Annotated in this window: 18 protein-coding genes and 1 pseudogene; 8 read left to right on the forward strand and 11 right to left on the reverse strand. The window is 72.2% G+C overall.

Features of this window, described 5'->3' with window-relative positions:
• Positions 1-9: 9 nt before the first annotated feature.
• The gene (locus tag AC07DU_RS17770) at positions 10-792 is read right to left on the reverse strand and encodes an IclR family transcriptional regulator (RefSeq protein WP_479112212.1); all 783 of its coding nucleotides are present in this window, start codon (positions 790-792) and stop codon (positions 10-12) included.
• Between the two features lie 126 nt (positions 793-918).
• Here AC07DU_RS17770 and AC07DU_RS17775 point away from each other — a divergent pair, with 126 nt between their 5' ends.
• The 4 genes from AC07DU_RS17775 (at position 919) to AC07DU_RS17790 (ending at position 4409) form a co-directional block, all read left to right on the forward strand.
• On the forward strand, positions 919-2442 hold the full coding sequence (locus tag AC07DU_RS17775) for an aldehyde dehydrogenase (NADP(+)) (protein ID WP_479112215.1): 1524 nt from the start codon (positions 919-921) through the stop codon (positions 2440-2442).
• Positions 2443-2583: 141 nt separating this feature from the next.
• Positions 2584-2805, forward strand: coding sequence for a hypothetical protein (locus AC07DU_RS17780; protein ID WP_479112217.1), 222 nt, complete (start codon positions 2584-2586; stop codon positions 2803-2805).
• A gap of 62 nt (positions 2806-2867) precedes the next feature.
• Positions 2868-4127, forward strand: a complete 1260-nt coding sequence (locus AC07DU_RS17785) for a TerD family protein (RefSeq protein WP_479112401.1) — start codon at positions 2868-2870, stop codon at positions 4125-4127.
• A 102-nt stretch (positions 4128-4229) separates the two neighbouring features.
• Complete coding sequence (locus tag AC07DU_RS17790; protein ID WP_392061724.1) at positions 4230-4409, forward strand: hypothetical protein; 180 nt, start codon at positions 4230-4232, stop codon at positions 4407-4409.
• Between the two features lie 30 nt (positions 4410-4439).
• On the opposite strand, the pseudogene AC07DU_RS17795 reads toward AC07DU_RS17790, so the two are convergent.
• Positions 4440-5879: pseudogene (locus AC07DU_RS17795) on the reverse strand (alkaline phosphatase PhoX).
• A gap of 276 nt (positions 5880-6155) precedes the next feature.
• Complete coding sequence (locus tag AC07DU_RS17800) at positions 6156-7673, reverse strand: hypothetical protein (RefSeq protein ID WP_479112219.1); 1518 nt, start codon at positions 7671-7673, stop codon at positions 6156-6158.
• Between the two features lie 425 nt (positions 7674-8098).
• Between AC07DU_RS17800 and AC07DU_RS17805 the strand changes: the two genes are divergently transcribed.
• The 3 genes from AC07DU_RS17805 to AC07DU_RS17815 all read left to right on the forward strand — a co-directional run bounded on the left by AC07DU_RS17805 (position 8099) and on the right by AC07DU_RS17815 (position 10880).
• On the forward strand, positions 8099-9940 hold the full coding sequence (locus AC07DU_RS17805; protein WP_479112221.1) for an endonuclease/exonuclease/phosphatase family protein: 1842 nt from the start codon (positions 8099-8101) through the stop codon (positions 9938-9940).
• Positions 9941-10001: 61 nt separating this feature from the next.
• Positions 10002-10466, forward strand: coding sequence for a GNAT family N-acetyltransferase (locus AC07DU_RS17810; protein ID WP_453374577.1), 465 nt, complete (start codon positions 10002-10004; stop codon positions 10464-10466).
• A 159-nt stretch (positions 10467-10625) separates the two neighbouring features.
• Positions 10626-10880 carry a hypothetical protein gene (locus AC07DU_RS17815; protein WP_360890229.1) on the forward strand — a complete coding sequence of 85 codons (255 nt, stop codon included), beginning with the start codon at positions 10626-10628 and terminating at the stop codon, positions 10878-10880.
• A gap of 82 nt (positions 10881-10962) precedes the next feature.
• On the opposite strand, the gene dapD is transcribed toward AC07DU_RS17815, so the two are convergent.
• Together dapD and AC07DU_RS17825 are read right to left on the reverse strand one after the other, a co-directional pair.
• A complete protein-coding gene (dapD, locus tag AC07DU_RS17820) occupies positions 10963-11943 on the reverse strand; it encodes a 2,3,4,5-tetrahydropyridine-2,6-dicarboxylate N-succinyltransferase (RefSeq protein WP_479032951.1) in 981 nt (326 codons plus the stop codon).
• A 9-nt stretch (positions 11944-11952) separates the two neighbouring features.
• A complete protein-coding gene (locus AC07DU_RS17825) occupies positions 11953-13224 on the reverse strand; it encodes an MFS transporter (RefSeq protein WP_453374591.1) in 1272 nt (423 codons plus the stop codon).
• Between the two features lie 93 nt (positions 13225-13317).
• Between AC07DU_RS17825 and AC07DU_RS17830 the strand changes: the two genes are divergently transcribed.
• A complete protein-coding gene (locus AC07DU_RS17830) occupies positions 13318-14202 on the forward strand; it encodes a winged helix-turn-helix transcriptional regulator (protein ID WP_479112224.1) in 885 nt (294 codons plus the stop codon).
• Positions 14203-14247: 45 nt separating this feature from the next.
• Here AC07DU_RS17830 and AC07DU_RS17835 read toward each other — a convergent pair whose 3' ends face one another.
• The 6 genes from AC07DU_RS17835 to sufC all read right to left on the reverse strand — a co-directional run bounded on the left by AC07DU_RS17835 (position 14248) and on the right by sufC (position 18054).
• Positions 14248-14799 (reverse strand): TetR/AcrR family transcriptional regulator, encoded by a 552-nt coding sequence (locus tag AC07DU_RS17835; protein WP_479112226.1) that lies wholly within the window; start codon positions 14797-14799, stop codon positions 14248-14250.
• On the reverse strand, positions 14799-15119 hold the full coding sequence (locus AC07DU_RS17840; RefSeq protein ID WP_479112228.1) for a DMT family transporter: 321 nt from the start codon (positions 15117-15119) through the stop codon (positions 14799-14801). Before AC07DU_RS17840 ends, AC07DU_RS17835 begins: the two co-directional genes overlap by 1 nt.
• 89 nt (positions 15120-15208) lie before the next feature.
• Entirely contained in the window at positions 15209-15553 is a 345-nt protein-coding gene (locus AC07DU_RS17845; RefSeq protein WP_215020285.1) for a metal-sulfur cluster assembly factor, read from the reverse strand.
• A complete protein-coding gene (gene sufU, locus AC07DU_RS17850; protein WP_360890245.1) occupies positions 15550-16011 on the reverse strand; it encodes a Fe-S cluster assembly sulfur transfer protein SufU in 462 nt (153 codons plus the stop codon). Before sufU ends, AC07DU_RS17845 begins: the two co-directional genes overlap by 4 nt.
• Positions 16012-16033: 22 nt before the next feature.
• Positions 16034-17290, reverse strand: coding sequence for a cysteine desulfurase (locus tag AC07DU_RS17855; protein WP_360890248.1), 1257 nt, complete (start codon positions 17288-17290; stop codon positions 16034-16036).
• Complete coding sequence (gene sufC, locus AC07DU_RS17860) at positions 17287-18054, reverse strand: Fe-S cluster assembly ATPase SufC (protein ID WP_007263436.1); 768 nt, start codon at positions 18052-18054, stop codon at positions 17287-17289. The genes AC07DU_RS17855 and sufC overlap by 4 nt, the downstream gene beginning before the upstream one ends.
• Positions 18055-18060 lie beyond the last annotated feature (6 nt).

Raw genomic sequence — 18060 nt, forward strand, 5'->3', positions numbered from 1 at the left:
GCCCGCCCCTCACATACGCCGCGTCACCACCGACAGCCGGTCCCGCGCCTCGAACAGCGCCGCCTTGATGACCTGTTCGTGCCCCGCCGTCAGCCGGGCCACCGGCACCGAGCAGCTCACCGCGTCCCGCGCCGGAGTCCGGTACGGCACGGCCACCCCGAAGCAGCACAGCCCGAGCGTGTTCTCCTCCCGGTCCACGGCGTACCCCTGCTCCCGCACCAGTGCCAGCTCCTCGATGAGCTGCTCCCGGTCGGTGACGGTGTGCTCGGTGACCGCCTCCAGCCGCCGCGGCAGCAGACCCCGCACCTCCACGTCCGTGTGGGTGGCGAGCAGCGCCTTGCCGAGCGCCGTCGAGTGCACGGGCAGCCGCCGCCCGACCCGGGTGAAGGGCCGCAGGTAGTGCTGGGACTGCCGGGTGGCGAGGTACACCACGCTCGTCCCGTCCATCCGGGCCAGGTGGATGGTCTCCGTCGTGTCGTCGGAGAGCCGGTCCAGCGTGGGCCGGGCGGCGGCGACCACCTCGTCGCCGTCGATGTACGAGCTGCCCACGAGCAGCGCCCGTACGCCGATGCCGTACCGCGTGCCCGTCGCGTCGGTCTCCACCCACCCCAGGTTCACCAGGGTCCGCAGCAGCATGTAGAGGCTGGACTTGGGCAGCGAGAGGTCGTGCTGGATGTCGGCCAGGCTGTGCAGCCCCGGCCGCGCCGCGAAGTGCTCCAGCAACAGGACGGTCCGCACCGCCGACTTGACCGGCGCCGCCTGGGCCGGGATCTCCGGCTCGGCCGTCGTCATAGGCCTGTTCCCCTCTGGTCGCCTCTTGTCACGCGCAGGACGCGGAAATAGAGTCCGCAGCAGATGTGATCATTCATCCACCGGAACCGCGTTCAGAATACTGAACGATCCAGGAGGCAGCGGGCCATGACAACGACACCAGTCTGGAGTGTGGACCCCCGCACCGGGAAGCAGCGCGAGCAGGTTGCGGTGGAAGCCACATCCCGGGAGGTGGACGAAGCCGTACGGGCCGCTCACGCCACCCGTGGCCCGCTCGCCGACGCCCCCACCCGCGCCGCCTTCCTGCGCGCCGCCGCCGCACTGCTCGACGAGGCCGCCGCCCACGTCATCGAGGCCGCCGACGCCGAGACCGCGCTCGGGCCGGGCCGGCTCACCGGTGAACTGGCGCGCACCACCGGCCAGCTGCGCGCCTTCGCCGACGCCGTGGACGAGGGCGCCTACCTCGACATCCGGATCGACCGCGCCGACCCCTCCCTCACGCCGCCACGGCCCGAGCTGCGCCGCTACAAGGTGCCGCTGGGCGTGGTCGCGGTCTACGCCGCCTCCAACTTCCCGCTCGCCTTCTCCGTCCCCGGCGGCGACACCGCCAGCGCGCTGGCCGCCGGCTGCCCGGTGGTCGTCAAGGCGCACCCCGACCACCCCGCCACGTCCGAGCTGTGCGCCTCGCTGCTGCGCCGCGCGGCGGTCGCCACCGGGCTCCCGGCCGAGGTGGTGAGCGTGGTCCACGGTTTCGACGCCGGCCTGGAGCTGATCCGCCACCCGCTGGTGGCGGCCGCCGGATTCACCGGTTCCATCCGGGGCGGGCGGGCGCTGTTCGACGCGGCGGCCGCCCGGCCCGTACCGATCCCCTTCCACGGCGAACTGGGCTCCCTCAACCCCGTCGTGGTCACCCCGGCCGCGGCCGCCGAGCGCGCTGAGGAGATCGGCAGCGGGCTCGCGGGCGCGGTCACCCTCGGCGTGGGCCAGTTCTGCGTGAAGCCCGGCCTGGTACTGGTGCCCCAGGGCCCGGACGGCGACCGGATCACGGGCGAGCTCACCAAGGCGCTCGGGGAGACCGAGCCGGGCGTCCTGCTCGACCACCGGATGCGGGAGAACTTCATCTCCGGGGTGCGCGAGCGGGCCTCGCTGCCCGGGGTCGAGGCACCCGTCACACCCGGATCGGGCGGCGACCACACGGTGGGGGCGGGCTATCTGAGCGTGCGGGCCGAGGACCTCCTCGCGGGCGAGGGACACGACGTCCTCCTGGAGGAGTGCTTCGGCCCGGTCACCGTCGTCGTCCGGTACGCGGACCAGGGCGAGGCGAGCGCGGTCCTCGGGCGACTCGGCGGGAACCTGAGCGCCACCCTCCAGCTGTCGGCCGCCGAGGCGGACGGCGCGCCGGGCCCGGCCACCGAGCTGATCGGGCAGGTCACACAGCTGGCGGGCCGGATCGTGGTCAACGGCTGGCCGACCGGGGTCGCGGTGGCCCCGGCCCAGCACCACGGCGGCCCGTACCCGGCGGCGACCTCGCACTCCACCTCGGTGGGCGGGACCGCCATCGAGCGCTGGCTGCGGCCGGTGGCGTACCAGTCGGTGCCGGACGCGCTCCTCCCGGCGGAGCTGCGCGAGGCCAACCCGCTGGGGCTGCCGCGCCGGGTGACGGGCGGCTGAAGCACTTCGGGCCGGCCCGCCGGACACCGCCGCTGAACGGCCGGCCCCCCGGCCACCGACCACCCTCCGTGGCCGACCACCCTCCGTGGCCCGCCCAAAATCCGTTGCCCGCCCGGCCCCCGGCCGGGCAGGCTGCGGCCCATGCCGAGGCCGCGGGGATTCACGTACGAGAAAGTGGGCGACCAGTACGTCGCCATCACCCACCGGGGGCGGGCCGCGGCCACCTTGCGGGGCGGCCGGGCCGAGAAGTTCCTGGCCGAGGTGGAGTCCGGCGACGCGCAGCTCGTGATGGCCCGCTGGACCGGCGCGTACAAGTTCGGCAACGAGCGCACGGCGCGCGACCACCCCCGCAACCGGCGCTGAAATCTCGCGGGAGGGTAAGGGAACGGCAAAGCCCCTCCGGTCGTTCTCCGGGCATGACCGCTATGACCCCTGGATCGAACCTGCCGCTCCATGCCGTCCGTGTGACGGTGGACGTGGCCGCGCCGGTACGCCTCGACGTATCGGCCCTGCTCCTGACGGCGGACGGCAAGGTGCGCTCCGACGCCGACTTCATCTTCTTCAACCAGCCCTCCGGGCCGGGCGTCGCCTACCGGTCCGGCGGGGGTGCGTCGCCGGACTCCATCAGCGTGGACACCGCCGGGCTGCCGCCGGGCATCGAGCGGATCGTGGTCACAGCCAGCCCCGACGCCGCCGGGCAGAGCTTCCAGGGCATCGAACCCACCGCCACCGTGCGCAACGCCGACGGCGGCGCGGTGATCTCCACCTTCACCCCGCCGCGGCTGGGCGCCGAGACCGCGCTCGTCGTCGTCGAGATCTACCAGCGCGGCGGCGTGTGGAAGGTGCGGGCGGTCGGCCAGGGGTACGCGAACGGCCTCGCCGGCATCGCCACCGACTTCGGGGTCTCCGTGGACGAGGAGCCCGCTCCGGCGGCCGCCGCGCCCGCCCCCATGGCCCCGCCCGTTCCCCCGGCCCCGCCCGCGCCGCCGGTCTCCTACCCGGCCTCCCCCTGGCTGGGCGGCGCCACGACCCCCACCCCGGCGGCCCCGGCGCCCGCCCCAGTCGCGGCGGCGCCCGCCGCGCCCCCGGCTCCCGCGCCCGGCGCCGGGAAGATCAATCTGGACAAGGGCCGGGTCAGCCTCCAGAAGAACCAGACCGTCTCCCTCGTCAAGGGCGGCCGCCCGCTGCTCAGCCAGGTCAAGATGGGCCTCGGCTGGGAGCCCGCGTTCGGCGGCCGGGACATCGACCTCGACGCCTCGGTGATCGCGTACGGCCCGCAGCGCAACCACATCGACAGCTGCTACTTCGGCAAGCTGTCCATCCTGAACGGCTCCGTCAAGCACTCGGGTGACAACCTCACCGGTGAGGGCGCGGGCGACGACGAGGTGATCGTCGTGGACCTCGGCCGCCTGCCCGCGGAGGCGACCGGACTGGTGTTCACGGTCAACTCCTTCTCCGGTCAGAAGTTCACCGAGGTGGCCAAGGCCTACTGCCGGCTGATCGACGCGGCGACCGGGGAGGAGCTGGTCCGCTTCGACCTCACCGGCGCCGAGCCGCAGACGGGCGTCATGATGGCGAAGCTGATCAAGCAGTTCTCGGGCGAGTGGGATATGACGGCCATGGGCGAGTTTGTGAAGTCGCGCACAGTGCGGGGCATGGTCAAACCGGCCGCCCAGGCACTCTGAGCAGGTGGGCGGGCACCTGGAGCCACCGGCGTCCGTCGTGGGTGATGGATGCCACGCGTTATCCGTCGGTGGCTGTCAGTGCCCGCCCGTAGCCTTGAAGGCATGAAGGAGTCGCGTACACCCGCAGGGCCCGCCCGCCCGTCCGCCACCGAGGCGAACGAGGCGATCCGGCACCTTGTCGAAACCCGGGTGGACGGCGAGGCCTGGCCCTCCGAGGCGTATGAGTTCCTGCTCGCCGAGTGGGCCGAGGCCTCGCGCGCGGAGGTTTCCGCGGCCCAGTGAGGCCGGGCGCCCCGCGCACACGGGCCGGCGTCAGTGTGCGCGCCGCCACGGCCCCGTCACGGCCAGCATGACGCCCGGGTCCTGGATGTTGACGTACAGCGTGCGGCCGTCCGGGGAGAAGCAGACGCCGGTGAATTCGGAGTACTCCGGCTCCTCGGCCGTCCCGATGTTCAGCTCGTTGCGCGCCAGCGGGTAGGTGCGGCCCGAGTCCGTCGCGCCGAACAGGTGCTGCAGCCCGGTGCCGTCCTCCGCGAGGACCAGGCCTCCCTACGGGGACACCGTGATGTTGTCGGGCCCGTCATAGCCGCCCTCCACCGACGGGTCCGGGTTGATCCCGATGAGAACGGTCAGCCGGACCGTGCGCCGCTTGGGGTCGTAGAACCAGACCTGGCCGTCGTGCGCCGTCCCCGGGCTTTCCGCGCGGGCGAAGGAGGAGACGAAGTAGGCGCCGCCGTCCGCCCACCACATGCCCTCCAGCTTGCGCCCGCGCGTCACGGCGCCGTCGGCGAACTGCTTGCGCACCGGTACGGTGCGGGCGTCACGGTCCGGCACGTCCACCCAGTCGACCCCGTAGACGGTGCCGATGGCCGTCGCGCGCGAGAAGTCGTCGACGAGACGGCCCGAGCTGTCGATGCACTTGGCCGCCTGGAGCACACCGGCGTCGTCGGCGAGCGTACGGAGCTTGCCGCGCCCGTGCCGGAAGCCGCTGGGCGGGGTCCAGCGGTAGAACAGTCCGTTGGGGCCGGAGGCGTCCTCGGTCAGGTAGGCGTGTCCGTGGTGCGGGTCGATGACCACGGCCTCGTGGTCGTAGCGTCCGAAGGCCTTGACGGGCCGCGGCTCGCGGTTGGCGCGGCGGTCGTGCGGGTCGACCTCGAAGACGTAGCCGTGGTCCTTGGTCATGCCGTTCTTGCCGGCGAGGTCCGAGTTCTCCTCGCAGGTCAGCCAGGTGTCCCAAGGGGTGGCCCCGCCCGCGCAGTTGGTCGACGTACCGGCGATGCCCACCCATTCGGCGACCTCGCCGCCGCGCCGGACCTCGACGACCGTGCAGCCGCCGGCCGCGGCCGGGTCGTAGACGAGGCCCTCGGTGAGCGGAACGGGGTACTCCCAGTTCTGTCGCTTGCCCTTGAGCTCGTGGTTGTTGACGAGGAGGGTGACCCCGCGGTGGCCCGCGAAGGCGGCGGTGCCGTCGTGGTGGGACGGGGTGATCTCGCCGGACTCCAGCTTGGTGACCCCGCTGTGGGTGATCACGCGGTACGTGAATCCGGCGGGGAGGGCGAGGATCCCGGCCGGGTCGGGGACGAGCGGGCCGTAGCCGGGCTCGCAGGGCCGCCCGTGCTCGTCGCGGCGCGTGCCGTCGTCGGCCGCGAGCGCCCCCGGCGCGGTGGCGAGGGCGCCGACCGTCCCGGTGAGCGCCACTCCCGCGCCGGCGAGGACGGTACGGGCGGTGAAGTCTCTGCGGCTGAGCGGCATCGGGGCTCCAGGGGTCGGGAGGTGGTGGTGCGCCTGTCGTGCGGTCGTCGGCGCACACGCTGTCGCCCGCACGTGAACGGCGGCTGAACTACCCGCGAAGGGCAGGCGGCCCCTTGCCACCGCGCGGAATGGCCAACTCCGGCCCTAGGAACGGCGCATTGTCGACGCCCGCGAACCCGGCCGGCCCACTGCGCCCGACCTGCTGGGGCAGGCCGGTCCGCCGAGCCCGGCACGTACCGCTCAGGCCCCGTCCCGCCGAGCCCGGCCCGGACCCGCTCAGGCCTGCCGCGAGCGCGCCTTGAACGCGGCCCTGCGGGCCTCCTTCGCCGCCTTCTTGTCGGGGTGCAGCCGGCCCATCGCCTCCAGGACGTACGCCGTCGAGGGGTGCTCCACCCTCCACACCTGCTCGAAGAAGCCCCCGTGATGGGCGGTCAGGGTCTCCATCAGGAGCGCGAGCTCCTCCGTCTCGCCGTCGGCGGCGAGCTGCGCCGCGATCGTGTCGACCGTCAGCCAGAACACCATCGCCGGGTCGGGCGCCGGTACGCCGACCGCCCCGCGCTCCGCCAGCCACACGCGGGCGAGCCCGCCGAGCTCCGGGTCGTCCAGCACCGCGCGGACCGCCGGCTCGGCCTCCGGACCGGCGGGTGCCAGGGCCTGCTGGCAGCGCAGCCGGCGCAGCGGACCGCCCTCGTCGTCCCCGCGCGCGGCGGCGAGCAGTTCGGCGACGGCGGCGGCCAGGTCGCGGCCGGCCAGCCACTGTTCGATCTCGGCCTGGGCGGCGTTCTCCGAGTAGGAGGAGACCGCGTCGAGCAGTGCGTCGGCGCCCTTGTCGGCCAGCTCACCGACGGCGGGGGCCTCGACACCGGCTTCCAGCATCCGGGCGCGGACCCCGTACACGCCGAGCGGGGTCAGGCGGACCATGCCGTAGCGGGACACGTCCTCATCGTCCCCCGCGCCGCCCGCGCCCGTCCGCGCACCTCGGGCGGGGTCCTCGTCACCGGCCTCCGCCATCAGCTCCTGGTCGACGGGCCGGAACTCGACCAGCCCGATCGGCTCCAGCTGCCTGAACTGGTCGTCGAGGCGCATCATCGCGTCCGAGACCTGTTCCAGCACGGCGTCGGTCGGTTCGCCCATGTCGTGGGGCACGACCATCGACGCGGCGAGCACCGGCAGCGGAACCGGTCGGTCCGCCGCCCCGCCCTCCGAGACGGTGAGCAGGTAGAGGTTGGCGAGGACCCCGTCGAGGAAGTCCGCTTCGCGGCCCGGGTTCCAGTCCAGCCGGTCGAAGTCGATCTCGCCGCCCCCGTCCAGCGCGTCGACGAGCTCGTCGAGGTCGGGCACCGCCGCGTCGGCGAGCACCGTGTCCAGGGCGGCCAGCCAGAGGTCCAGTACGTCCCCGGGCGCGCCGGACGTCACCAGCGCCAGGTCCTCGCCGGGCGCGGCTGTGCCGAAGCGCTCCTCGCCCCCGTCCGCGCCGGCCCGCCCGGCACCCGCCCCGTCGTCCTCCTCCGGCTCGGTCGCGTCGACCAGGCCCGTGTCCAGGGCCACCCGCCAGGCCTGGCTCGCGCGCATCGCGGAGTCGGGGTCGCCGGCGTCGAGCCCGAGCACCGCGGCCGCCTCGGGCAGCTGGTCGGCGACGAGTTCACCGCCGACCCCGACGCGGGTGGCGGGTCCGGCCCAGCGGGCGAGCCGTACGGCCCGCGCGAACAGCGGGGCGCCGAGGGCGTCGCGGGCCAGCTCCGCATCGGAGTGCAGCCGTACCGGCGGCAGCGTGGGGTGCGACTCAGCGGACATGGGGCGGTTCTCCTTGGCAGCGCGGTGGGTCGGTCGGGGCGGAGCGGGATGAAACACATGGAACAGATGACGCGCGTGGAACAGGTGGAGCGGGGCGGGTGCGTGACCGACCGGACGGTCCGTCATCGCCGCCCGGATATCGCCGACATGGAAGACATGGCGGGACAAGCCGGGGGCGGCGGATGTGGCGAACACGACAGACCCGGCGCCGTACGGCGACCCAGCGTAGACGCATTTCGGGCGCGCCTGGCGGGCCAACACCTTTGGTTCATCCCACAGTCAGCTGCCGTCTTGCCTGGAGGGCTTGACAACTTTGCTGACCACCCAGGAAATTGACGCGCGTAGATGTATCGGGGGCGGCACGCCTCCCGCAGATCTCGCTGCCGCACCCTCCTTTCCCCTCTCCCACACCGGAGTTCCTGCCCATGCGCTCCTCGCATCCCCGTTCCGCCGCCGTCGCGGCCCTCGTCGCCTCCGCGCTGGCCACCGGCCTGCTCGCGGGCTCCGCCGACGCGGCCGAAGGCGCCGTGTCCGCCGATCCGATACGCATCCACGACATTCAGGGCACCACCCGGATATCCCCCCTCAACGGCAAGCAGGTCGCCGACGTCGCCGGCATCGTGACGGGCGTGCGCACCTACGGCTCGCGCGGCTTCTGGATCCAGGACCCGGACGCCGATGACGACGCGGCCACCAGCGAGGGCGTGTTCGTCTTCACCAACTCGGTCCCGACCGTCGCCGTGGGCGACGCGGTCAAGGTGTCCGGCACGGTGGGCGAGTACATCCCCGGCGGCGTGAACTCCGGCAACCAGTCGGTGACCCAGGTCTCCAAGCCGACGGTGACCGTGGTCTCCTCGGGCAACGCCCTGCCCGCGGCCGCCGCGATCAACGAGTACACGGTTCCCGCCGAGTACGCCCCGGCCGGCGACCCGGCCGCCGGAGGCAGCGTCAACGGCCTGGCCCTGGACCCCTCGCGCTACGCCCTGGACTTCTACGAGTCCCTCGAGGGCATGAGCGTGGCGATCGGCACCTCGCGCGTGGTCGGCGCCACCGACCCGCACGCGGAGCTGTGGGTCACGGTCAAGGGCTGGGAGAACGCCGCCAAGCGCGGTGGCACCGTCTACGGCTCCTACGAGTCCCAGAACACCGGCCGCCTCCAGATCCAGCAGCTCGCGCCCCTCGCGCAGCAGCCCTTCCCGGTGGCCAACGTCGGTGACAAGCTGACCGGCACCACCGAGGGCCCCCTGGACTTCAACCAGTTCGGCGGCTACACGCTGGTGGCCCGCACGCTCGGCACCGTCACGGCGGGCACCCTCGCCCCCGAGAAGACCAAGCCGCAGGGCGAGCACGAGCTGGCGGTGGCCACGTACAACGTCGAGAACCTCGACCCGACCGACCCGCAGGAGAAGTTCGACGCGCTGGCGAAGGCGGTCGTCGAGAACCTGGCCTCCCCGGACATCCTCGCCCTGGAGGAGATCCAGGACGACAACGGCGCCAAGAACGACGGCACGGTCTCGGCCGAGCAGACGCTGACGAAGTTCACCGCGGCGATCGCGGCGGCGGGCGGCCCGGCCTACCAGTGGCGGACCGTCAACCCGGAGGACAAGAAGGACGGCGGCGAGCCCGGCGGCAACATCCGCCAGGTGTTCCTCTTCAACCCGGCGCGGGTCTCCTTCACCGAGCGCGCCCCGGGCGACGCGGTGACGGCGACCGGCGTGGTCAAGGAGAACGGCAAGGCCGCCCTGACCCACTCCCCCGGCCGGATCGACCCCGCGAACCCGGCGTGGGCGGACAGCCGCAAGCCGCTGGCCGGCGAGTTCGTCTTCCGCGGCAAGACCGTCTTCGTGATCGCCAACCACTTCGGTTCCAAGGGCGGCGACGAGGCCCTGACGTCCCACCACCAGCCGCCGCTGCGCAAGTCGGAGGAGAAGCGACTGCTCCAGGCGCAGGCCGTGAACGGCTTCGTGAAGGAGGTCCTGGCGGCGGAGAAGAACGCCAACGTCCTGGTCCTCGGTGACATCAACGACTTCGAGTTCTCGGCGACGACCGACGCGCTGACGGACGGCGGGGCGCTGTACCCGGCGGTCAAGTCCCTGCCGAAGTCGGAGCGCTACTCGTACGTCTTCCAGGGCAACGCCCAGGTGCTGGACCAGATCCTGACCAGCCCGGCGATCAAGAAGTTCACCTACGACAGCGTGCACATCAACGCCGAGTTCGCGGACCAGAACAGCGACCACGACCCGCAGGTGCTGCGCTTCCGCCCGTAGTCCCCGGACCGCAGAAGGCCCGGCCGCCGTCCCGGCCGGGCCTTCTGCCACACTCCTGGCCATGATCTTCCGTACTGCCACGCGCGCGGACCTGCCCGCGGTACTCGCCCTGCTGGCCGACGAGGAGCAGGTGGTGGACCCGGCCTCGATCGTGGTCGGCGAGGCGCACGAGCGGGCGTTCGCCGCCATCGCGTCGGACGCCCGCAACGAGATGCTGGTCCTCACCGACGGGGCGGCCGCCGGTGAAGAGGCCGTCCTCGGCTGCCTCCAACTGACGTATGTCCCGGGCCTGGGGCAGCACGGGCGGGAGCGGGCCCTGGTGGAAGCCGTACGGGTCCGCGCGGACCGGCGGGGTGCGGGACTCGGCGCGGAGCTGGTGCGGCTGGCCGTCGAGCGGGCCCGCGAGCGCGGCTGCGGCCTGGTCCAGCTGACCAGCGACAAGCGGCGCACGGCGGCCCACCGCTTCTACGAGCGGCTGGGCTTCGCGCGCAGTCACGAGGGCTTCAAGCTGCGGCTGGAGCCGTAAAGCGGCCTTCTCGGCAGAGATGGGGACTTTCGGCCCTGGCGTGACGCTCGACACATCTTGGCCGAATCGGCCGGATGGGGTGTTTGAGTGTCTCCCACGCTGCTCTGGCGCCTGCGATCCCGTACTGGCCCGTACCGCCCGCACCCCTGGAGGATCCGCGTGTTCCCCTCCATCTCCCTTCCCCACGGCATCGGCCTCGCCGTGCTGCTCGGCGCCGCGCTCGTGTGGGCCGTCGGCCTCGGTCGTACGCGGTGGGGCAGTCGCCCGGACCAGCCCGAGCCGGCCGCCGCCGTGAGCCTGCCGGTGATCCCGGCCCAGCGGACCGCGGCCGCGCACCCGATGGAGTCGGTGGAACTGACCGAGGCGGAACGGCAGGCCTTCGCGGGCCTCATCCGCACCCTCCCGGGACACTGACGGAAGTCCGCACGTACATACGCACGATGCCCCTCATCCCCGGCGCGGGACGAGGGGCATCGTGCGTAGCGGCCCCTGAGGGTCAGTTGTGGCTGTGCAGGACCTCGTTCAGGCCGCCCCAGGCCGCCTTGTACGGGCGGGCCTCGACGGCGCCGGTGACCGAGTTGCGGCGGAAGAGGATGTTGTTGGCGCCGGAGAGCTCCAGGGCCTTGACGATCTGGCCGTCCGGGAGGGTGACGCGGGTGCCCGCGGTGACGTACAGCCCGGCCTCGACCACGCACTCGTCGCCGAGCGCGATGCCGATGCCCGCCTCGGCGCCGATCAGGGTGCGCTCGCCGATCGAGATGATCTGCTTGCCGCCGCCCGAGAGGGTGCCCATGGTGGAGGCACCGCCGCCGATGTCGGAGCCGTCGCCGACCACGACGCCCGCGGAGATGCGGCCCTCGACCATGGAGGTGCCGAGCGTGCCGGCGTTGAAGTTGACGAAGCCCTCGTGCATGACGGTGGTGCCCTCGGCGAGGTGCGCGCCGAGGCGGACGCGGTCCGCGTCGGCGATGCGCACGCCCTTGGGGGCGACGTAGTCCGTCATGCGCGGGAACTTGTCAATCGAGGTGACCTGGAGGTGCAGGCCCTCGGCGCGCGCGTTGAGGCGGACGGTCTCGACCTGGTCGACCGCGACCGGGCCCAGCGAGGTCCAGGCGACGTTGGTCAGCAGGCCGAAGACCCCGTCGAGGTTCTGGCCGTGCGGCTTGACCAGGCGGTGGCTGAGCAGGTGCAGGCGCAGGTACGCGTCGTGCGCGTCCAGTGGCTTGTCCTCCAGGGAGGCGATGACCGTGCGGACGGCTACGACCTCGACGCCGCGGACCGCGTCCTGGCGGATCGCCTTGGCCGCGGCGGCGCCGAGGAGCTCCACGGCCTGCTCGGCCGTGAGGCGCTCGGTGCCGGCCGGGCCGGGCTCGGCGACCAGCTCGGGGGCGGGGAACCAGGTGTCGAGGACGGTGCCGTCGGCGGTGAAGGTGGCAAGTCCGGCGGCGACGGCGCCGGTGGTACGCGTAGCAGTCATGCCAGAAACCTAACCGGCGACGGCCGCCGCGGGCGAACCGGTCTCATGTGCCGGTCGCGCGGGTCGCCGGGCCACCCGCGCCCCCGCGACCAGCACGGCCGCGCCGGCGCCGGCGCCGAGCACCGCGCACAGCGGCCACAGCAGGTCGGGGGCGACGGCGTACAGGGCCCCGCCGAGCGGAGCGGCGAGGACCACGCCGCTGACGGAGACCCCCGCGTACAGGCTCTGGAAGCGGCCCACCATGTGCGCGGGCGACTCGTCGGCGACGTAGGCGGTGGCGGTGGTCTTGTAGAGGATCTCGCCGAGGGTCAGGAGCAGCATCATGGCGATGGCGGGGGCCAGGCCCGCGCCGAGCGCCAGCATCGCGTAGCCGCCGCCGACCAGGACCAGTCCGGTGCCGACGATGTGCAGGGGGGAGCGCTTGCGCAGGGCGAGGGCGGCGGGGATCTCCAGGAGCAGGATGACGCCGCCGTTGACGGCGATGAGGTAGCCGTAGGCCCGGGTGTCCAGGCCGTGCTCGGCGAGGAAGACGGGGAAGGTCGTGTAGTGCTGGCGGTAGACGACGTCGGCGACCACGATCGCCCCGAGCAGGGCGAGCACGGCGGGCCGCGCGCGCAGCTCCCGCCACAACCCCCCGCGGCCCAGACCCCCGTCCGGGGCCGCGGGGGTGGGGGCACCTCGCGCGCCCGGAGGGCGGCGGGTGAGGGGTGCGGCCGCGGGCGGAACGGCCCGGGCGGTCCACAGGGCGAAGAAGAGGGTGCCGAGCCCCTCCGCCACGAAGAGCCAGTCGTACGAGAGTGCGGTCGCGACCAGGGCGCCGAGCGGCGTACCGATGGTGAAGCCGCCGTTGGACAGGCAGCGGGTGACGGCGAAGGCCTGCCGTCGTGATCCTTCCGGCACGGTGACGGCGACCAGCGCGGACTGGGCCGCGCGGACCACCCCTGCGGCGTACTGGGCGAGGGGCAGGGCGAGGGTCAGGAGGCCGGTGGAAAGCGCCGGCAGGGTGACGAGCACGGCCCCGCCGAGCGCGGAGGCGGTGAGCAGCACCCTGCGGTGACCGAAGCGGTCCCCGTACCAGCCGCCGGTGAAGTTCCCCGCCACGAGGCCGACGCCACCGATGCCGACGATCAGCCCGGCCTGGGCGGTGCCGAGGCCGCGCGGCCCGGTCAGGTAGACGAAGACGAAGACGAAGGTGCAGCTGACGACGGCGTTGACGAACACCCCCGCAGCCAGCAGCCACACGACCCTCGGTACGTCCTTGAACCCCTGCAGCACACCGATGTCCCCCGTATTCAGCAGTTCAGCGAGTCAGTTCCTTTTGGGAACTGACTATGTCAGCATGACAGCCTTGGGTCAACGGACAAAGGAGCTCCCATGGCCCAGCGCACGCACCTCGGCGATGCGGACTGCTCCATCGCCCAGGCCCTCGAAGTCGTCGGCGACTGGTGGACGCTGCTCATCGTGCGCGACATCGCCCGCGGCCTGTACCGCTTCGACGAGCTCCAGCGCGAGCTGGGAATGTCCCGCAAGGTGCTGGCGGAGCGGCTGAAACTGCTGGTGGAGGCCGGGGTGCTGACGCGCGAGCCGTACCAGGAACGCCCGGTGCGGCACGAGTACCGGCTGACTCCGCGCGGGCGGGGGCTGCTGCCGGTCCTGGTGGCCCTCCAGGACTGGGGCGACACCTGGGTCCTGGGAGAGGGAGAGATGACGGCGACCACCGAGGAATCCTCGAAGGAAGCGGTACGGGTCCACGCGCTGCGCGGCACGCGGCTGCCGGAGCTGCTGCTGCCGGACCGTTTCGGCGAGCTCCGCGACCCGGTGGCGGACACCCCGTTCACGGTCCTGTACTGCTTCCCGGGCGCGTACGCCCGGGCCGAGTCCTACCCGCCCGACTGGGCCGGGATCCCGAGCGCCAGGGGCTGCACGTTCGAGTCGTGCACGTACCGGGACCAGCTGGCGGAGTTCACCGCCGCCGGCGCCACCGTGCACGGGGTGTCGACCCAGCGGCCCGACGAACAGCGGGAGTTCGCGGAGCAGGAGCGGCTGCGCTTCCCGCTCCTGTCGGACGCGGGGCTGGATCTGGTGACGGCCCTGCGCCTGCCGACGTTCCGCGCGGCGGGCGTGAGCCGGATCAAGCGCCTGACGCTGGTCCTGGACCGCGACCGCACGGTGCGCGAGGTGTTCTACCCGATCCAGGACGTCGAGGCGAGCGTGCGGGCGGCCCTGGACGCCGTGCGCTCCGCGGCCGGGGCGCCGTAGACCCGTCCGCCCGGACCCCGGCCCCGGCCCCGGCTCCCGGGCGGGTCACGGGGACCGCAGGACCCGGGCCAGCACCTCCCTGGCGTACGACTCGTCGTACGGCGCGTCCGTCAGCAGGACCTGGAGGCTGATGCCGTCCATGACCGCCACCAGCGCCCGCGCCGTCACCGGGTCGGTCCTCGGCGCCAGGGCCGCGGACACGGTCTCGCACCACTGCGCCGCCACCGGCCGCAGCGCCGGGCGGCGCAGGGCGGCGAGGTAGAGCTCGTACTCCAGCTCCGCCCGGCCCCGGTCCGCCGCCAGGAACTCCCCCAACAGGCCGGCCAGGGCCGCCGCGAGGTCGGCGTCCGGATCGGCCAGGGCCGGCGAATCCGCCACCGCCTGCGCGAAGCCCTCGTTGGCCTGCCGCAGCGCCGCGACCAGCAGGTCGTTCAGCGTCGTGAAGTGGTAGGTCGTCGACCCCAGCGGTACGTCGGCCTCCGCGGCCACGCTGCGGTGGCTCAGCCCCGCGATGCCCTTGGCGCCCACCACCCGGATCGCCGCGTCGATGATCCGCTGCCGCCGCTGCGGGTCGTACCGCCGTGCGCCGGGGGGCATCAGTGCGCCCCGCCGAGGTTCAGCAGCACCACTCCGCCGATCACCAGGACGACCCCGGCGATCTTCGCGGCGGTGGCCGCCTCCCCCATGAACACCATGCCGATCGCGGCGATGGAGGCGGTGCCGACGCCGGCCCATATCGCGTACGACGTTCCCATCGACATCGACTTCAGCGTCTGCGCGAGCAGGCTGAAGGCGATCACGTACCCCAGCAGGGTGCCCAGCGAGGGCCACAGCTTCGTGAAGCCGTCGCTGTACTTCATGGCGGTGGTTCCGGCGACCTCGGCCGCGATGGCCGCGGCAAGCATGACGTAGGGCATGCGTACGACTGTACACATCGATATGTACACCTGTACGCACGGAGGGCCCCCGGCACGATGTGCCGGGGGCCCTCACATGCAGGCGGTGATCAGACGTTGAAGCCGAGGGCGCGGAGCTGCTCGCGGCCGTCGTCCGTGATCTTGTCCGGGCCCCACGGGGGCATCCAGACCCAGTTGATCCGGAGTTCGTTGACGATGCCGTCCGTCGCCGACTTCGCCTGGTCCTCGATGACGTCCGTCAGCGGACAGGCCGCCGAGGTCAGCGTCATGTCGAGGGTGGCGATGTTCGCGTCGTCGACGTGGATGCCGTAGATCAGGCCCAGGTTGACGACGTCGATGCCCAGCTCGGGGTCGACCACGTCGTAGAGGGCCTCGCGGACCTCTTCCTCGGTGGCCGGCTTGATCGACGCCTCGGGCGTCGCGTTCTCGGTCATGCCGTCTTCCTCTCCGCGTCGCCCAGAGCCTGGGCCGTCGCGTCCTTCCACGCCATCCAACTCAGCAGAGCACACTTCACGCGAGCCGGGTACTTGGAGACGCCGACGAACGCGACCGCGTCCTCCAGCACCTCCTCCATGGCCTCGTCGGGCTCGATCTTGCCCTTGGACTGCATCATCTCCAGGAAGACAGCCTGGATCCTCTGCGCCTCGGACAGTTCCTTGCCCACGAGCAGCTCGTTCAGCACGGACGCGCTGGCCTGGCTGATGGAGCAGCCCTGGCCCTCGTAGGAGACGTCGGTGAGCGTCTCGCCGTCGTACTTCACGCGCAGCGTGATCTCGTCACCGCACGTCGGATTGACGTGGTGCACCTCGGCGTCGCCGTCGCGCAGGCCACGCCCGTGCGGGTGCTTGTAGTGGTCCAGGATCAGTTCCTGGTACATCGAATCCAGCTTCACAGCGTCCCCGTCGCCTCGTCCGTCAGCCGAAGAAGTTCCGTACGTGCTCCAGCCCGTCGACCAACGCGTCGACCTCGGCCGGAGAGGAGTACAGGTAGAAAGACGCTCGCGTGGTCGCCGGAATTCCGTAGCGCAGGCAGACCGGGCGCGCGCAGTGGTGTCCCACACGGACCGCGATGCCCTGCTCGTCCAGCACCTGGCCGACGTCGTGCGGGTGGATGTCGCCGAGCACGAAGGAGATCGCGGCGCCGCGGTCCTCGGCCGTGGTGGGGCCGATGATCCGCAGGTCGGGCACCTCCGCGAGGCGCTTGATCGCGTACTCGGTGATCGCGTGCTCGTGAGCGGCGATCTTGTCCATGCCGATCGCGGTGAGGTAGTCCACGGCCGCGCCGAGGCCGACGGCCTGGGCGATCGGGGGCGTCCCCGCCTCGAACTTGTGGGGCGCCGGGGCGTAGGTCGAGGCGTGCATCGACACGGTCTCGATCATCTCGCCGCCGCCGAGGAACGGAGGCAGGTCCTCCAGGAGCTCCTGGCGGCCCCAGAGGACGCCGATGCCGGTCGGGCCGCACATCTTGTGGCCGGTGAAGGCCACGAAGTCGGCGCCGAGCGCCTGTACGTCCATCGGCATGTGCGGAGCGGCCTGCGAGGCGTCGATCAGCACCAGGGCGCCGACGTCCTGGGCGCGCCGGACGATCGCCTCGACCGGGTTGACCGTGCCCATGATGTTGGAGACCAGCGTGAAGGAGACGATCTTCGTCTTCTCCGTGATGACCTCTTCGATGTTGGACAGGTCGAGCCGGCCGTCGTCGGTGAGGCCGAACCACTTCAGCTTCGCGCCGGTGCGCTGCGCGAGCAGCTGCCACGGCACGATGTTGGAGTGGTGCTCCATCTCCGTGATGGCGATCTCGGTGTCGCGGTCGACCCGGTAGGGCTCGTCCGCCCAGCCGAGCATGTTCGCGACCAGGTTGAGCGACTCCGAGGCGTTCTTGGTGAAGATCACCTCGTCGCGGCTCGGAGCGTTGATGAAGGTGGCGACCTTGTCGCGGGCACCCTCGTACAGCGCCGTGGCCTCCTCGGCGAGCACGTGCACGCCACGGTGGACGTTGGCGTTGTGCTGCTCGTAGTACTCGTTCAGCGCGTCGAGCACCTGGCGCGGCTTCTGGGAGGTCGCCGCGTTGTCCAGGTAAACGATCTTCTTCCCGTCGTGGACCACACGATCCAGCAGGGGGAAGTCCTTGCGGATCGCCTCGATGTCGAGGAGGCCGGGCAGCTGTGTCACGCGGTCGCGCCACCCTTCGTGCTGTACGACTCGTAGCCTTCCGCCTCCAGCTTGTCGGCGAGCTCGGCGCCGCCGGACTCCACGATGCGGCCCTCGGAGAAGACGTGGACGAAGTCGGGCTTGATGTAGCGCAGGATCCGCGTGTAGTGCGTGATCAGCAGGGTGCCGACCTCGCCGGTCGCGCGGACGCGGTTGACGCCCTCGGAGACCTGGCGCAGGGCGTCGACGTCCAGGCCGGAGTCGGTCTCGTCGAGGATCGCGATCTTCGGCTTCAGAAGCTCCAGCTGCAGGATCTCGTGGCGCTTCTTCTCACCGCCGGAGAAGCCCTCGTTGACGTTGCGCTCGGCGAAGGCCGGGTCCATCTGGAGCTGCTCCATCGCGGACTTGACCTCCTTCACCCAGGTACGCAGCTTCGGCGCCTCGCCGCGGATGGCGGTGGCCGAGGTGCGCAGGAAGTTGGAGACCGAGACGCCGGGGACCTCGACCGGGTACTGCATGGCGAGGAAGACGCCGGCGCGGGCGCGCTCGTCGACGGACATCTCCAGGACGTCCTCGCCGTCGAGGGTCACGGTGCCACCGGTGATGGTGTACTTCGGGTGACCGGCGAGGGAGTACGCCAGGGTGGACTTGCCGGAGCCGTTCGGACCCATGATGGCGTGCGTCTCACCCTGCTTGACGGTGAGGTCGACGCCCTTGAGGATCTCGCGGGCGCCGTTCTCGGCCTCGACGGAGACGTGCAGGTCGTGGATTTCAAGCGTTGCCATGGATAC

It is taken from the genome of Streptomyces sp. NPDC045695 (genome assembly GCF_056432025.1).

What these genes read in the sequence shown, in the direction of transcription:
- sufC (WP_007263436.1), bottom strand. Translation starts at nt 18,054, where the DNA reads ATGGCAACGCTTGAAATCCACGACCTGCACGTCTCCGTCGAGGCCGAG.
- AC07DU_RS17835 (WP_479112226.1), bottom strand. Translation starts at nt 14,799, where the DNA reads ATGCCCCCCGGCGCACGGCGGTACGACCCGCAGCGGCGGCAGCGGATC.
- AC07DU_RS17830 (WP_479112224.1), top strand. Translation starts at nt 13,318, where the DNA reads ATGGCCCAGCGCACGCACCTCGGCGATGCGGACTGCTCCATCGCCCAG.
- AC07DU_RS17785 (WP_479112401.1), top strand. Translation starts at nt 2,868, where the DNA reads ATGACCCCTGGATCGAACCTGCCGCTCCATGCCGTCCGTGTGACGGTG.
- AC07DU_RS17770 (WP_479112212.1), bottom strand. Translation starts at nt 792, where the DNA reads ATGACGACGGCCGAGCCGGAGATCCCGGCCCAGGCGGCGCCGGTCAAG.
- AC07DU_RS17845 (WP_215020285.1), bottom strand. Translation starts at nt 15,553, where the DNA reads ATGACCGAGAACGCGACGCCCGAGGCGTCGATCAAGCCGGCCACCGAG.
- AC07DU_RS17780 (WP_479112217.1), top strand. Translation starts at nt 2,584, where the DNA reads ATGCCGAGGCCGCGGGGATTCACGTACGAGAAAGTGGGCGACCAGTAC.
- AC07DU_RS17775 (WP_479112215.1), top strand. Translation starts at nt 919, where the DNA reads ATGACAACGACACCAGTCTGGAGTGTGGACCCCCGCACCGGGAAGCAG.
- dapD (WP_479032951.1), bottom strand. Translation starts at nt 11,943, where the DNA reads ATGACTGCTACGCGTACCACCGGCGCCGTCGCCGCCGGACTTGCCACC.
- AC07DU_RS17810 (WP_453374577.1), top strand. Translation starts at nt 10,002, where the DNA reads ATGATCTTCCGTACTGCCACGCGCGCGGACCTGCCCGCGGTACTCGCC.
- AC07DU_RS17840 (WP_479112228.1), bottom strand. Translation starts at nt 15,119, where the DNA reads ATGCCCTACGTCATGCTTGCCGCGGCCATCGCGGCCGAGGTCGCCGGA.
- AC07DU_RS17790 (WP_392061724.1), top strand. Translation starts at nt 4,230, where the DNA reads ATGAAGGAGTCGCGTACACCCGCAGGGCCCGCCCGCCCGTCCGCCACC.
- AC07DU_RS17805 (WP_479112221.1), top strand. Translation starts at nt 8,099, where the DNA reads ATGCGCTCCTCGCATCCCCGTTCCGCCGCCGTCGCGGCCCTCGTCGCC.
- AC07DU_RS17800 (WP_479112219.1), bottom strand. Translation starts at nt 7,673, where the DNA reads ATGTCCGCTGAGTCGCACCCCACGCTGCCGCCGGTACGGCTGCACTCC.